The following is a 14,260-nucleotide window of genomic DNA, read 5'->3' as shown; positions in this document are numbered from 1 at the left end:
GTGAGAATCCTGGCCGGCCCAGCGCCGGTCAGGAGCACGGTGTCACGCAATGGGCATCGTTTTCGTTCCACCCTCTGGTTTCCCAACCCGCAAACGCAGTAATGTGCCGCAAAATCATAAGTGGTCGGGGCGGGGAATGAAGACTATCGCGGGACTGGGCAAACTGCTGGCGACACTGTTCTGGTGCGTCGTGCTTGCCAATCTGATCAACCCATACGCTCACCCTTTCGACCAGTTGCTGATGCTCGCTGGCGTTGCCGTGCTGGCGCTGCATCTCGTCGAACTGGCGCTGTTCAACGGTGTTCTTCGCGCGCAGCCTCGATCTGCTGTCGCACGGGCTCAGGTTCTGGCCTTTGGCATTTTCCATATCTGGACACTCCCAGACGCTGTCGCGGCGCCTCGGCAGGTGAACGTCGAGGAGGTCGCACATGCGTAAGCTGATACTGCTGGCTGCGTTGTGTTGCCCCTTGCTGGCGGTGGCCGAGGCAATCATTGAAGTCGACTCCCATCATTTCATGCGTCTGCCTGCGCAGGGTAGCGTGCTGCAACTGAATCGTCTGGCGGTTGCCGATAACGGCACCTTGCTGATTCCCGTGGGTGTGAGCGAGTTACGCATTGACGAGCTGTACCTGGGGCATAACGCGCAGATCGCCATCGCACCGTCCAACGAAAGCCTGCATCTGGACATTGGCTCCGGCGAGATCGCTTCCGGCGCGCAGATCAGTGCACCGGGCGCACCGGGTACTGCGCAGCGTGCGGCGATACCCGGGCGCACGCTGGTCATCCGCCTGCAGGCGGTGACGACCGATCAGTGGCTGCTCGATGCCCGCGGTGGTCGTGGCGCTCCTGGCTATGCCGGGCTGGACGGCGCCGACGGCAAAAGCGCTGGTTGCGCCTGGGGTCAGGCCAGCGCAGGCCATGATGGTCAGAACGGCACCGATGGTCATCCTGGTGCGCCGGGTGGCCAGGTGCGCCTGGAAGTCCCGGCGGATTTCCCCGTCGACCGTTTGCAGACCCGGCTCGAAGGCGGTGCGGGCGGCCCGGCCGGCGCCGCTGGTAGTGCGGGTTCTGGTGGCGCGAGCAAGGGCTGCTGGATCTACAGCACCAGCGGTGCTCGCGATGGCCAGCCCGGCCTGGCCGGGCAACCCGGTGTGGCCGGGCATGACGGGCGGCTGGACGTGGTGCGTTTCTGATTCTAGAGACTGGGGCGGGCTGCCGCGATCGCCACTACCGCCAGCCCCAGCAACAGGTTGATTGCGACCAGCCGGCGGATATGGCCCAGCACGGCGCCTCCGGCCGGCCAGTCCTGAGCGTCCACAGCGCGGCGCAAAGCCGGTAGCTGCAAGGCCTGGATGCGCAGGAACAGCGCCAGCATCGCCAGGTACAGAGCCATCATCACGTGCACGTAGCGCGGTGCGCCATCGAACCCGCTGAAGCCCATATGTAGCATGCCGACCCCGCTGATCGGCAGCAGCAGAACGGCGACCCACACCCAGACAAAGAAGCGGCGAAACACGTCCAGCCACAGCGTCAGCCGTTCAGGGGCCTGCAGCGTGCTCGTTGCCGCAGGCCGCAGCACCATCCAGGCGAAGAACATGCCGCCGACCCAGATCAGCGCGGCGAGCAGGTGCAGGGTGTAGACGAGGGAATAAGGTTGCATTCACACACTCCGGTTACAGACCTGATCATGCTGCGTTGGTTGGTGCACACCTGTGCCTCCCCGGCGGGACGAGCCGGTTCGTGAACTCCATTTCTTCGCCGTCCTCACGGCTGCGCAATGCGCTGATCAGGTTTCAGAAAGTCTGGCCAGGCGCTGCTCTTCATCCGGTTTCGGCAAGCGAGTCAGCGCGCAGGCGATTGGCGCGTTATGATAGCGGCCGTTTGCAAACACTGAAAATATATCCAGCCTTTTTAGCCTAAGTTCTTCATGCTCAGTACCGAACTCAAATCCCAGATCCAGGGCGCCTATTCCCGTTTTCTCGAGTCCAAGGGGCTCAAGCCGCGCTATGGGCAGCGCCTGATGATCGCTGAAATAGCCAAGGTGCTTGGTACCATCAAGACCGACGACGAGGAGCGCCGCCTGGGCGAACCTGCTGTGGTTGCGGTGGAGGCTGGCACCGGTACCGGCAAGACGGTGGCTTACAGCATGGCGGCCATCCCTATCGCCAAGGCGGCGGGTAAGCGCCTGGTGATCGCCACGGCCACCGTGGCCCTGCAAGAGCAGATCGTGCACAAGGATTTGCCGGATCTGATGCGCAATAGTGGCCTCAGTTTCAGCTTCGCGCTGGCCAAGGGCCGCGGGCGCTACATGTGTCTGTCCAAGCTTGACGTGCTGTTGCAGGAAGGTCAGGCGCAGAGTTCCACCGCTCAGTTGTTCGAGGAAGAAGGCTTTCGTATCGACGTGGACGAGGAGGGACAGAAGCTCTTCACCAGCATGATCGAGAAACTCGCCGGTAATAAATGGGACGGTGACCGTGACAGCTGGCCCCAGGAACTGGAAGACAGCCGCTGGGCGCAACTGACCACCGATCACAGCCAGTGCACCAGCCGGCACTGCCCGAACTTTGGACAGTGCGCCTTCTACAAGGCGCGTGAAGGCATGGGCAAGGTCGACGTGATCGTCACCAACCACGATATGGTGCTGGCGGATCTCGCCCTTGGCGGCGGCGCGGTGCTGCCCGATCCGCGCGACACACTTTATGTGTTCGACGAAGGCCACCATCTGCCGGACAAGGCCATCGGCCATTTCGCCCACTTCACCCGGCTGCGCTCCACCGCCGACTGGCTGGAGCAGATCGCCAAGAACCTTAGCAAGCTTCTGGCCCAGCATCCCCTGCCTGGCGATCTCGGTCGGCTGATCGAGCAGGTGCCGGAGCTGGCGCGCGAGCTCAAGACCCATCAGCAGTTCATGTTCAGCGCCTGTGAGCAGGTTGCCGACTTCAAACCGGGCGAGGACATGGAGGGCCGCGAGCGACCGCGCCATCGTTTTATCGGTGGCGTGGTACCCGAGCATCTGATCGAGCTGGGGCTGGAACTCAAGAAGGGCTTTTCCAAACTCACCGATCTGTTCACCGGTGTGACCGAAAAGCTCAAGGAAGCCATGGACGGTGAGACCAGTATCGGCATCGCCAGCCATCAGGCCGAAGAGTGGTACCCGCTGTTCGGCAGTCTGCTGGCGCGGGCTCAGGGCACCTGGGAACTGTGGCTGGCCTTTACCAGCGAAGACCCGGAAGACAGCCCGCCGATGGCGCGCTGGCTGACTCTTGCCGAGAGTGGCGCGTTGTTCGATATCGAGGTCAATGCCAGCCCGATTCTCGCCGCCGAGACCCTGCGGCGCAATTTGTGGAACGTGGCCTATGGTGCCCTGGTGACTTCGGCGACGCTGACCGCCCTGGGAACCTTCGACCGCTACCGTATGCGTGCCGGGCTGCCGAAGGTGGCCGTTACTGCGGTAGTGCCGAGCCCCTTCCATCATGCCGACGCCGGCGTGTTGCGGGTGCCGGATCTGAAGGCCGACCCACGCAACGCCGCTGAGCACACTGCGGCGATCATTCGCGAGTTGCCGGGGCTGGTGCAGGGGTCGCGGGGCACGCTGGTGCTGTTTTCTTCGCGCCGGCAGATGCAGGACGTGTTCGATGGCCTGGAGCGCGACTGGCGCAAGCGGGTGTTCATCCAGGGCAATCTGTCCAAGCAGGAAACCCTCAACAAGCACAAGGCACGGGTCGACAGTGGCGAGGAAAGCGTGTTGTTCGGCCTTGCCAGTTTCGCCGAGGGTGTCGACCTGCCTGGCGCCTACTGCGAGCACGTGGTGATCGCCAAGATTCCCTTCGCCGTACCGGATGACCCCGTAGAGGCCGCCCTGGCAGAGTGGATCGAAGCCCGTGGCGGCAATCCGTTCATGGAGATCTCCGTGCCTGACGCCTCGCTGCGCCTGGTTCAGGCGTGCGGGCGTCTGCTGCGCACCGAAGCGGATCGCGGCACCATCACCCTGCTGGATCGGCGGGTGGTTACCCAGCGTTACGGCAAGGCGATTCTCAATGCGCTGCCACCGTTTCGCCGGGAAATCTCCTGAGCGCCGTTCTGCGAGCCTTCAGACCCCGGTTCCGCTGCGTTGACAACAGGCGTCGAAGCGCTCCTTAAACGACATGCGGGCTTTGCGGTCGAGCCCCCATCTGGCGCACTATTGCGGCTTCGCGCGTGATGCGTGGCAAAGGGCGCGTGACGGGACTGTTGCGGGCCATTCATATTCGTCGAATTGCGGGGAGAAGGGGCCTTGAAGGTCAACACCTGGCTGCTGTCGGCCGACCGTTCGGGGCAATGCGACGCGCACGCATCCACCGAGGGGCTGGTTTCCAAAGCACTGTCATTGTGCATCGCTGCAGCCCGTCTTCGACACTCTCTGGCAATGGGGCGCCTGGCGCTGGTCGCGTTGCTCGGTCTGCCCGCCATGGGCAGTGCCGCGGATCGCCAGGAACTGTTCAACTTCGTGCGACCGCTGGATGCCGTGCAGATTACTGGCGATGGCGCCTACCTGCCTAGCGTCACGGCGGAAAGTGCCGCGCAGGGCGAAATCCTGCGCCGCGCCACCTTCAGTCCGGGCGAACGCCCGATCTTGCGCCTGAAGCCGCAGAGCGGTAGCTGGGACTGGTCGGCGTCGAGCGCCATGAGCCTGCGCGTGCAGAATGCCATGGACTGGGCGCTGACCGTCGATGTGACCATCGAAAGTGCTGACGGCAAACGCCTGACTACCCAGGTCGCACTGCCAGCCGGGCCCGCGCAGACGCTGCTGGTGCCGCTGGGCGCCACTTCGCCGCGTGCCCAGGGCATGCGTGCCGGGGCCGTGATGCCCTGGCGTTACGACGGCCGCCTGCTGCTGTTGGCGGAAACCGTGAACGGTGAGGTCGATCCGCTTGACGTCACTGCCGTGACGCTCTCGATTCCCAACCCTCAAGCCGCTCAGCATCTGCTGCTGGGGCGCTTCGGTGTGCGTGGCAGCGCCGATCTGGAAGAAGCCTACCGTGGCATCGTCGATACCTATGGCCAGTTCACCCGCCGCGATTGGCCGGGTAAGGTCAAGAACGATGAGCAGCTACGCCACGGCGTTGCCCAGGAAGACAAGCAACTGCACGCCTGGCAGGCCGAACGGCCCAAGCAGGACAATTACGGCGGCTGGATCGGTGGCTCGTCCTTCGAGGCCAGTGGCTTTTTCCGTACCGAAAAGCGGGCAGGGCGCTGGTTCCTGATCACCCCTGAGGGCAACCCCTTCTATTCTCTGGGTGTGAACACCGTGACCGGTGCGCAGAGCCAGACCTATATCGAAGGCCGTGAGAAGATGTTCAGTGCGCTGCCCGTCGAGGGTGAACCGCTGGCTGCTTTCTACGGCAGCAGCGACAACCAGGCCGACACCGGCGCCAACCGCGGCCGCGCCTTCGCCAGTGGCCGCTGGTATGACTTCTACAGTGCCAACCTGCAGCGCACCTACGGCTCCCAGGAGCCGCAAGTATGGCGCGATCGTGCGCAAGATCGCCTACAGGCCTGGGGTTTCAATACTCTGGGTAACTGGAGCGAAAGCGATTTCGCCGTCGACAAACGCATGCCTTACAGCATTCCGCTGTCCATTCATGGTGACTACGCCACCATCAGCACTGGCATCGACTGGTGGGGCGGTATGCCCGACCCCTTCGATCCGCGTTTCGCCATGGCCGCCGAGCGCGCCATTGCCATCGCGACCCGCGATCATCGTGACGATCCGTGGGTGATCGGCTACTACGCCGACAACGAACTGGCCTGGGCCGGCCCGGCTGAAGACCCGCTGTCGCGCTACACCCTGGCCTACGCGACCCTGCGACTGACCACCGACGTGCCGGCCAAACGCGCTTTCCTCAAGCAATTGCGCGACAAGTACCGCAACCAGGAAGGTCTGTCCAAGGCCTGGGGCATCGAGCTGGAAGCCTGGGAACTGATGGAGGATCCGGGCTTCCAGGCACCGCCGATCAACCCGGCTTACCCGGCCATCGAAAGCGATATGAAGCGTTTCCTGCGTCTGTTCGCCGATACCTATTTCAAGACCATCGCCGATTCTCTCGACTGGCACACGCCGAACCATCTGCTGCTCGGTGGTCGTTTCTCCGCCAGCATTCCCGAGGCGGTGGAAGCCTGCGCCGAGTATTGCGACGTGCTGAGCTTCAACTTCTACACCCGTGAACCGCAGCACGGTTACGATTTCGAAGCCCTGCGCAAGCTGGACAAGCCACTGTTGGTCACCGAGTTCCATTTCGGCTCCCGTGATCGCGGCCCGTTCTGGGGGGGCGTGGCCGAGGTGTACAAGGAAGAAGAGCGCGGCCCGGCCTATGCGCACTTCCTGGCAAAGGCTCTGGAAGAGCCGCAGATCGTCGGTGTGCACTGGTTCCAGTACCTCGATCAGCCGGTAACCGGGCGCCTGCTCGATGGCGAGAACGGTCACCTGGGGCTGGTGGCGATCACCGACAGACCGTGGGACGCTTTCGTCAAAGCGGTGCGTAAGGCCAACCTGAGCGTGCCGCCTCTGCTGCTCAAGGAGGCAGCCAAGGAACCGCAGCCCGAGGCAGTGCCGGGCAAAGACGCTGCAGCCGAGCTTGAACCAGCCGCAGCGGCAAAACCTTAACCATCGAGCGCCAGCAGCGTCTGGCGTCTCCCTCGCAGGAGCAGCTTGTGCAGATTCAGGGTTACTTCGACCTCAAGTTCGAAGCGGTGAAAGACGCCTTTGCCGCACTCTTCGACGATCCCCAGGAGCGCGGTGCTGCGCTCTGCGTGCAGGTCGGCGGCGAAACCGTGGTGGATATCTGGGCCGGTATCGCCGACAAGGACGGCCAGCAGGCCTGGCACAGCGATACCATCCTCAACCTGTTTTCCTGCACCAAGCCCTTCACCGCCGTCACGGCGTTGCAACTGGTAGCAGAGGGTAAGCTGGAGCTGGATGCGCCCGTGGCTCGCTACTGGCCGGAGTTCGCAGCAGCGGGCAAGGAGCGCATCACTTTGCGCCATCTGCTCAGCCACCAGGCTGGTCTGCCGGCGATACGTGAGAGCTTGCCGGCCGAAGCCCTCTATGACTGGCAGACCATGACCACCGCGCTGGCGGCAGAGGCACCCTGGTGGGCGCTCGGCGATGGGCATGGCTATGCGCCGATCACCTTCGGCTGGCTGGTTGGCGAGTTGCTACGGCGCATCGAGGGTCGTGGCCCGGGTGAATCGATAGTTGCACGCACCGCCAAACCACTGGGGTTGGATTTCCATGTCGGCCTTGACGATGCAGAATTCCACCGTGTGGCGACCATCAGTCGTGGCAAGGGCAATGTTGGCGATGCGGCGGCCCAGCGCCTGCTCAAGACCATGATGAGTGACGCCCAGGCCCTGACCACCCGAGCGTTCGCCAATCCGCCTTCGATCATGACCAGCACCAACAAGCCTGAGTGGCGACGCATGCAGCAGCCTGCCGCCAATGGCCATGGAAATGCCCGCAGCCTTGCCGGTTTCTACAGCGGCTTGCTCGATGGTAGCCTGCTCGACAGCGAGCTGCTGGCTGAACTCACCCGTGAGCACAGTGTCGGTGAGGACAGGACGCTATTGACCTCGACGCGTTTCGGCCTCGGCTGCATGCTCGATCAGCCTGCCGTGGCCAATGCCACTTACGGCATGGGGCCGGGGGCCTTTGGCCACCCCGGTGCGGGAGGTTCCACCGGTTTTGCCGACCCGCAGCGTGACGTGGCCGTGGGTTTCGTTACGAATAACCTGGGGCCGTTCGTCTTAATGGATCCGCGGGCACAGAAACTTGCAGGTATCTTATGCGAGTGTTTTTAAGAATCGCGGCTAAACTATTGCGCAGTATGGTTTTAGAGCCTGTTTTTCACGCAGCAGGTGGTGAGCGGATTCTTTGCTTCTGACTCCGGGTTACCCGGGTGACTTCGACCGATTAGATGTGGATGACCGATGCTTTCCTACAAGAAGACTTGCGCACTGGCGCTTTGCGTACTGTTGACAGGTTGCTCCCTGTTCGAGAAGAAGGAAGACCCCAATTCGGCGTTGATGCCGCCGCCGGAGGTTACCCAGGCCTGGTTGGATGAATACGAGCCGCTGCTGCGTGAGGCGATCAAGGACAGCAATTTCGAAATGGAGCGTCGCGAGAACCTGCTGATCGTCACTGCGCCGGTCAAGGGTTCGTTCAACCCGGATCGTCCGAGCATGTTGTTACCGGTCACCCTCGGTCCGATCACCCGCGTTGCCAAGGTGCTGGAAAAAGACAACAAGGTCGGTGTTCTGGTATTGGGTCATGCGGACAGCAGCGGCGCACTGGAAACCAATCGCGAGCTGAGCCACGAGCGAGCCCGCGCTTTTACCGCCATCTTCCGCCTCAGCGGCCTCAAGCAGGATCGCCTGCTGGTCAAGGGCATGGGCCCGGATATGCCGCGCGCCGCCAACGACAGTGCCAATGGCCGTGAGCTGAATCGCCGGGTGGAAATCATGCTGACCCGTCAGGACACCCTGAGGGCGCTGATCGCCCAATATAGCCAGCCAGCCCCGGCTGCCGCCGTAGAGGCCAGCGCTGTTGCCGTCGCCGACAAGCCTGTTGGCAAGGGTGCTACCAAACTGGCCGACGCCAAGAAAGTGGTTGCCGCAGATCAAGCCAAATAAGAGCTACGCCGTTAAGCTAGGGTCTTTGTCGCCTCCGAGAGCACTCTCATGACCCAGACCCTGGCCGATATGCGCCGTGACTACACCCGTGACGGGTTGAGCGAGGATCAGGCTCCGCTGGAGCCTTTCGCCCTGTTCAGACGCTGGTTCGCCGATGCGGTGAAAACCGAGCAACTTCCCGTAGAGCCCAACGCCATGAGCCTGGCGACCGTCGATGCCGATGGTCGTCCGCACTGCCGTGTGCTGCTGCTCAAGGGGCTGGATGAACAGGGTTTCACCTTCTTCAGCAATTATCAGAGCGCCAAAGGCGAGCAGCTGCAGGCCAATCCCTTCGCGGCGATGACTTTCTTCTGGCCGACCCTCGAGCGCCAGGTGCGCATCGAGGGGCGAGTGGAGCGGGTTTCAGTGGCCGAGTCCGATGCCTACTTCCAGGTACGCCCGCTGGGCAGTCGCCTGGGGGCCTGGGCCTCGCCACAGAGCCGGGTGATCCGTGATCGCGGCGAGCTGGAAGGACTGCTGGCACAGACCGAACGGCGTTTTGCCGACCACGCGCCCGAGTGTCCACCGCATTGGGGCGGTTATCGTCTGCTACCCGAGCGCATCGAGTTCTGGCAAGGCCGTTCCAGCCGCCTGCACGATCGCCTCGATTATCGCCGCGCTGACGAGGCCTGGTTGCGTCAGCGCCTGGCACCCTGAGTCGCCCGCATGCCTCGCCGCCGATGCGGCGCATGGCATGTCGCCGCCTCCTTCATTCTGCCTACAATGGCGGCTTCCTTTCCGGAGGCCGCGCAATGCTCGAACTCGACTCCACCCTGGCCCAGCACATCGTTGATCGAGCCATGGCCATTCTGCCGTATAACATCAACGTGATGGACGCCCAGGGCATGATCATCGGCAGCGGCGATCCGGCGCGCCTGCATACCCGTCATGAAGGCGCGCAACTGGTGCTGGCCAACCGCCGCGTGGTGGAAATCGACGAGCAGGCCGCGACCTGTCTGCGTGGCGTGCGCCCCGGGGTCAACCTGCCGTTGTTGCATGACGACGACCTGATCGGTGTGCTGGGTATTACCGGTGCGCCCGAGGTGGTGCGTCCCTATGCCGAGCTGGTGCGCATGGCAGCGGAAATGCTGGTCGAACAGCGCCAGTTGCAAGCCGAGCGGCATTGGCAGCGGCATCAGCTGGACGCCTGGCTGCGCCAGTTGTTCGACCCTGCGGTTGCACTTAGCACGCTGGCGGCGGATGCCGAGCGCCAAGGCCTGGCGCTCGCCTGGCCACGTCAGGTGTGTCTGCTGGAATTGCAGGAGCAGGGCGAGCCGCTGGCGCAGCAGGCGCGTCTGCTCGGCGTCTTGACTGGCAAGAGCGAGCACCTGTGTGCGCCACTGGGCATGCGCGAGCTGCTCTGGTGCAGGCCGCTGACTGCAGGCCGTGGTGATGCCCACTGGCTGGAAAGTGCGGATGAGCGCGGCTGGGGTGTGGCCCGCTTGCTGGTCAGCGATCCGGTACAGTCTCTCGGGCAATTGCGTCAGGCCTGCCTGGCGTTACGCGATCTGCAGGCCTTCGCACGGGCGAGCTACCCATCGCAGCGCCTGGTGTCGCTGGAGGAGCATCGCCTGCCGACCTTGCTCTACGCTCAGCGTAACAGCTGGTTGCTGCAAGGCTGGCTGGCACCGCTGAAGCAGGTGCTGGCCCAGGACGGCAACGGTGTGCTGCGGGAAACCCTGGAAGCCTGGTGTGCCCATGACGGTCAGGTGCAGAGCTGTGCCGCGGCCCTGGGCATTCACCGCAATACCTTGCGCTATCGTCTGGAACGCATCGCCGAACTCAGCGGTGTGGAGCTGACGCGTCTGGATCGCCGAGTGCAGCTTTCTCTGGGGTTGGGGCTGATAGAGCCAAACGGATAACTATCCCCATGTTGCGCTTGCACAGTAACTGCCGTGTGGTTTGCGCTGTTGGTTGTGCGAGTGAACAGGGTGTCATCGCATGCCGCTGAGTGACAATGCGCAGCAGTGGCACCCACCATAACAACAATGAGGACACCGGCATGGCTCTGGTTCTGATCCTGGTCGCATTGATCGCGTTCATCGTGCTCTCGACCACCCGTCTCAAGTTGCACCCCTTTCTCGCATTATTAGCTGCTGCCCTGATCGCTGGTTTTGCCTACCAACTGCCCCATCAGGACATTCTCAAGACCATCGCCACCGGCTTTGGCGGCATCCTGGGCAACATCGGTATCGTGATCGTGCTCGGTACCATCATCGGTGTGATTCTCGAGCGCAGTGGTGCCGCCATCACCATGGCGGAGACCGTGATCAAGCTGCTCGGTGAGCGCTTTCCTACGCTGACTATGTCGATCATTGGCTACCTGGTATCTATTCCGGTGTTCTGCGACTCCGGTTATGTCATCCTCAACTCGCTGAAAAATGCATTGGCCGCGCGCATGAAAGTGTCGGTGGTGGCCATGAGTGTGGCGCTGGCTACGGGTCTGTATGCCACCCACACCTTTGTCCCGCCAACCCCTGGGCCGATCGCCGCCGCTGGCAACCTCGGGTTGGGTTCGAGTCTGGGGCTGGTGATCGCAGTGGGCCTGGTTGTCGCGCTGGTCACGGCATTGGCTGGTATGTTCTGGGCCAACCGCTTCATCGGCAAGGACATCGTCCTTGAAGATAACGGTACGCCACTGCCGGCAGATGAAGATTTCGCAACCCTCAGGGCCAAATACGGCACGCTGCCGAGCGCCACACAGGCCTTTGCACCTATTTTCGTGCCGATTCTGCTGATCTGCCTGGGTTCCATCGCCGTATTCCCGAGTAAGCCCCTGGGTGACGGTGCACTGCTCAGCGTATTGGGCTTTCTGGGGCATCCAGTCATGGCGTTGCTGGTGGGCCTGGTGCTGGCCTGTACCCTGCTCAAGGGCAAAGGCAAGCGGCAGAATCTACATGACCGCGTTTCCGAGGGCATCGTCTCCGCCGCGCCTATCATTTTGATCACTGGTGCTGGTGGTGCATTCGGTGCAGTGCTCAGTGCGACCCCTCTGGGCAACTACCTGGGTACGACCCTGTCGGCACTGGGCGTTGGGTTGTTTATGCCGTTTCTGGTAGCTGCTGCTCTGAAAACGGCCCAAGGTTCCACCACTGTTGCGTTGGTCACCACCTCGGCGATGGTTGCGCCACTCCTGGGCCAATTAGGGTTGGATAGCGAGATGGGGCGCGTACTGACCGTGATGGCCATCGGTGCCGGTGGTATGACCGTATCCCACGCCAACGACAGTTTCTTCTGGGTGGTTACCCAGTTCAGCCGCATGCCGGTAGCCGTTGCTTACCGTGCGCAGACCATGGCCACCCTGATCCAGGGCTTGGTCGGTATCACCACCGTGTGGCTGCTGAGTCTGGTGCTGCTGTAATCCGCCGTATTACGGGACGCCTTCGTGGCGTCCCGCTGCTATCGAGGTCTTTCCATGAAAATCGTCATCGCTCCTGATTCGTTCAAGGAGAGCCTGAGTGCGCCCGACGTTGCCCAGGCGATTGCCCGCGGCTGGCTCGCCGTTTACCCGGATGCCGAGATCGCGTTGTGCCCCATGGCCGACGGCGGCGAGGGCACGGTGGATGCCGTGCTCGCGGCGACTGGCGGTGAGCGTCGTGAACTGAGTGTGCAAGGCCCCTTGGCTACGCCGGTACAGGCCCACTGGGGCTGGTTGGGCGATGGCACTGCAGTAATCGAGATGGCGGCAGCCAGCGGTCTGCACTGGGTGCCGAGCGCGCAGCGTGATGCCCGGGTGACCAGCAGTTACGGCACCGGAGAGTTGATTCGGGCGGCGCTGGATGCCGGTTCCACGCGGATCATTCTAGGGCTCGGTGGCAGTGCTACCAACGATGGTGGCTGCGGTCTGCTGCAGGCCCTGGGCGCGCGTTTTCTCGATGTTGATGGTAATGAATTGCGCCCCGGTGGCGCTGCCTTGGCCGCGCTGCACAAGGTCGACCTGGAGGGGCTCGATACGCGCCTGCAAGACGTGCAGGTCGAGGTAGCCGCGGATGTCGATAATCCCTTGTGTGGACCGCGTGGCGCCTCGGCGATCTTCGGCCCGCAGAAGGGCGCCAGCCCGGAGCAGGTCAAGGAACTGGACGCCGCGCTTGCGCGTCTGGCCGAAGTGGTCGGCGAAGCACTGGGCGAAGACTTCAGCACCTTTCCCGGGGTTGGTGCTGCTGGCGGGCTGGGCTTTGCGGCCAAGGCCTTTTTCGGCGCCCGCTTTCGTCCGGGTATCGAGCTGGTCGCCGAGTTGTCCGGGCTCGCGGAGGCGGTCACTGGCGCCGATCTGGTGATCACCGGGGAAGGGCGGCTGGATGCCCAGAGCCTGCATGGCAAAACCCCGGTCGGCGTAGCTCGGGTGGCACAGGTTCAAGGCGTTCCGGTGATTGCCCTGGCCGGTAGCCTCGGCGAGGGATATCAGCAGGTGCGCGAGGCCGGTATCGAAGCCTCTTTCAGCCTGGCTCCCGGGCCGATCAGCCTGGAGCATGCCTGCACGCATGCGGCGCAGGAGCTGGAAGCGCGTGCTGCCGACCTCGCCAGATTCTGGCGCCTGGCGCAGGCTGCACGCAACTGATCGCGGCGCCGCAAGGTGATCTTGCGCATGGCTCGATACTGTGCGCTTGGGCCTTGTATGCACTGTGTCAGGGCGGTGACAATGATGACTGGCCGCTGTCTATACTGCAGCGAATGAGGATGTTGGCTGTGTCGCCCCCCTGTACCGCTGCTGAACGAGTGCCGTAATTTATCGGCAATCACAGTGAGCTTCCTGGCGACCGTGCTGTCATAGCGTTATCAGTCCAGTCTGGAGAATCGTCATGCATAAACCTGGTATTTTCGTTGTCCTGTTTGCCGCAGCGACTCTCACCCTCGGCGGCTGTGCATCGAGCCTGACCGGCGACAGCTATTCGCGCGATGAAGCGCGTGCCGTGCAGACCGTGCGCATGGGCACCATCGAATCCCTGCGTCCGGTGAAGATCGAAGGTACCAAGACACCAATCGGTGGCGGTGCTGGTGCGGTGATCGGCGGTGTAGCGGGTAGTGGTGTCGGTGGCGGTCGTGGCTCGGCCGTGGCGGCGGTGATCGGTGCGGTAGCCGGTGGTTTGCTGGGCGCTGCAGCCGAGGAAGGCATCACGCGGACTCAAGGCGTTGAAATCACCGTGCGTGAAGATGACGGCAGCATGCGTGCCTATGTGCAGGCTGTAGAGGAAAATCAGGTCTTTCGCGTCGGTGAGCGGGTGCGCATCATGACCGTCAACGGTACCAGCCGTGTGACTCACTGATGCTCCGCTGACAGCGCCCGGAGCTCTGTTTGTGTTGCTGTACGAAGGCCGGATCAGCTTGCTGCCCCGGCCTTTTTCATGGCTGTGATTCGCTGTGAAGGCCAGCCTAGAGCGCTCGGTTTTGTTTGCAGGAGATGAGTTGGAGATAGTTTTAGTAATAATTCTATCCATGACGCGCAGTCGATAGTTAAGCATAATCGAGGGTGCTTCTCGCTCAGAACGCCCCAAGGTCTACGACCAGAAAAACAAGTCGAACGCCTGGGGTATTCGCCAGTCAGTTAGAGCGACCG

At 62.8% G+C, this 14,260-nt stretch carries 12 protein-coding genes; 11 read left to right on the top strand and 1 reads right to left on the bottom strand.

All coding sequences use genetic code 11. The features are described from left to right. Positions 1–49 precede the first annotated feature (49 nt). Together DNK10_RS00580 and DNK10_RS00575 are read left to right on the top strand one after the other, a co-directional pair. Positions 50–436, top strand: a complete 387-nt coding sequence (locus tag DNK10_RS00580; RefSeq protein WP_317621889.1) for a DUF1145 domain-containing protein — start codon at positions 50–52, stop codon at positions 434–436. Next, positions 429–1,193 (top strand): collagen-like protein, encoded by a 765-nt coding sequence (locus tag DNK10_RS00575; protein WP_131190248.1) that lies wholly within the window; start codon positions 429–431, stop codon positions 1,191–1,193. The genes DNK10_RS00580 and DNK10_RS00575 overlap by 8 nt, the downstream gene beginning before the upstream one ends. A gap of 2 nt (positions 1,194–1,195) precedes the next feature. Here the strand turns inward: DNK10_RS00575 and DNK10_RS00570 are convergent, their stop codons facing one another. Then, the gene (locus DNK10_RS00570) at positions 1,196–1,660 is read right to left on the bottom strand and encodes a CopD family protein (RefSeq protein ID WP_131180774.1); all 465 of its coding nucleotides are present in this window, start codon (positions 1,658–1,660) and stop codon (positions 1,196–1,198) included. Between the two features lie 267 nt (positions 1,661–1,927). Between DNK10_RS00570 and dinG the strand changes: the two genes are divergently transcribed. The 9 genes from dinG to DNK10_RS00525 all read left to right on the top strand — a co-directional run bounded on the left by dinG (position 1,928) and on the right by DNK10_RS00525 (position 13,970). Continuing rightward, positions 1,928–4,072 (top strand): ATP-dependent DNA helicase DinG, encoded by a 2,145-nt coding sequence (gene dinG, locus DNK10_RS00565; protein ID WP_131180773.1) that lies wholly within the window; start codon positions 1,928–1,930, stop codon positions 4,070–4,072. A gap of 333 nt (positions 4,073–4,405) precedes the next feature. After that, positions 4,406–6,643 carry a beta-agarase gene (locus tag DNK10_RS00560; protein WP_131190780.1) on the top strand — a complete coding sequence of 746 codons (2,238 nt, stop codon included), beginning with the start codon at positions 4,406–4,408 and terminating at the stop codon, positions 6,641–6,643. A gap of 47 nt (positions 6,644–6,690) precedes the next feature. Next, on the top strand, positions 6,691–7,836 hold the full coding sequence (locus DNK10_RS00555; protein WP_131180772.1) for a serine hydrolase domain-containing protein: 1,146 nt from the start codon (positions 6,691–6,693) through the stop codon (positions 7,834–7,836). Positions 7,837–7,965: 129 nt separating this feature from the next. Continuing rightward, the gene (locus tag DNK10_RS00550; RefSeq protein ID WP_131180771.1) at positions 7,966–8,667 is read left to right on the top strand and encodes an OmpA family protein; all 702 of its coding nucleotides are present in this window, start codon (positions 7,966–7,968) and stop codon (positions 8,665–8,667) included. A 48-nt stretch (positions 8,668–8,715) separates the two neighbouring features. Further along, positions 8,716–9,363 (top strand): pyridoxamine 5'-phosphate oxidase, encoded by a 648-nt coding sequence (gene pdxH / locus DNK10_RS00545; protein ID WP_131180770.1) that lies wholly within the window; start codon positions 8,716–8,718, stop codon positions 9,361–9,363. 95 nt (positions 9,364–9,458) lie between these two features. Beyond that, the gene (locus DNK10_RS00540; protein WP_131190247.1) at positions 9,459–10,568 is read left to right on the top strand and encodes a sugar diacid recognition domain-containing protein; all 1,110 of its coding nucleotides are present in this window, start codon (positions 9,459–9,461) and stop codon (positions 10,566–10,568) included. A gap of 140 nt (positions 10,569–10,708) precedes the next feature. Then, entirely contained in the window at positions 10,709–12,067 is a 1,359-nt protein-coding gene (locus tag DNK10_RS00535) for a GntP family permease (RefSeq protein ID WP_131180768.1), read from the top strand. A 54-nt stretch (positions 12,068–12,121) separates the two neighbouring features. Next, positions 12,122–13,264 (top strand): glycerate kinase, encoded by a 1,143-nt coding sequence (locus DNK10_RS00530; protein ID WP_131190246.1) that lies wholly within the window; start codon positions 12,122–12,124, stop codon positions 13,262–13,264. 241 nt (positions 13,265–13,505) lie between these two features. After that, positions 13,506–13,970, top strand: coding sequence for an outer membrane lipoprotein (locus tag DNK10_RS00525; RefSeq protein WP_131180766.1), 465 nt, complete (start codon positions 13,506–13,508; stop codon positions 13,968–13,970). Positions 13,971–14,260 lie beyond the last annotated feature (290 nt).

The sequence above is a fragment of the Phytopseudomonas daroniae genome (genome assembly GCF_004327275.1).
GTDB classification, from domain to species: Bacteria; Pseudomonadota; Gammaproteobacteria; order Pseudomonadales; family Pseudomonadaceae; genus Aquipseudomonas; species Aquipseudomonas daroniae.
The sequence above is the reverse complement of the archived record's forward strand: the minus strand, read 5'-3'. Positions and strand labels throughout refer to the sequence as shown.

Coding starts and splice junctions, on each gene's coding strand:
- DNK10_RS00580 (WP_317621889.1), top strand. CDS start 50: ATGGGCATCGTTTTCGTTCCACCCTCTGGTTTCCCAACCCGCAAACGC.
- DNK10_RS00575 (WP_131190248.1), top strand. CDS start 429: ATGCGTAAGCTGATACTGCTGGCTGCGTTGTGTTGCCCCTTGCTGGCG.
- DNK10_RS00570 (WP_131180774.1), bottom strand. CDS start 1,660: ATGCAACCTTATTCCCTCGTCTACACCCTGCACCTGCTCGCCGCGCTG.
- dinG (WP_131180773.1), top strand. CDS start 1,928: ATGCTCAGTACCGAACTCAAATCCCAGATCCAGGGCGCCTATTCCCGT.
- DNK10_RS00560 (WP_131190780.1), top strand. CDS start 4,406: ATGGGGCGCCTGGCGCTGGTCGCGTTGCTCGGTCTGCCCGCCATGGGC.
- DNK10_RS00550 (WP_131180771.1), top strand. CDS start 7,966: ATGCTTTCCTACAAGAAGACTTGCGCACTGGCGCTTTGCGTACTGTTG.
- pdxH (WP_131180770.1), top strand. CDS start 8,716: ATGACCCAGACCCTGGCCGATATGCGCCGTGACTACACCCGTGACGGG.
- DNK10_RS00540 (WP_131190247.1), top strand. CDS start 9,459: ATGCTCGAACTCGACTCCACCCTGGCCCAGCACATCGTTGATCGAGCC.
- DNK10_RS00535 (WP_131180768.1), top strand. CDS start 10,709: ATGGCTCTGGTTCTGATCCTGGTCGCATTGATCGCGTTCATCGTGCTC.
- DNK10_RS00530 (WP_131190246.1), top strand. CDS start 12,122: ATGAAAATCGTCATCGCTCCTGATTCGTTCAAGGAGAGCCTGAGTGCG.
- DNK10_RS00525 (WP_131180766.1), top strand. CDS start 13,506: ATGCATAAACCTGGTATTTTCGTTGTCCTGTTTGCCGCAGCGACTCTC.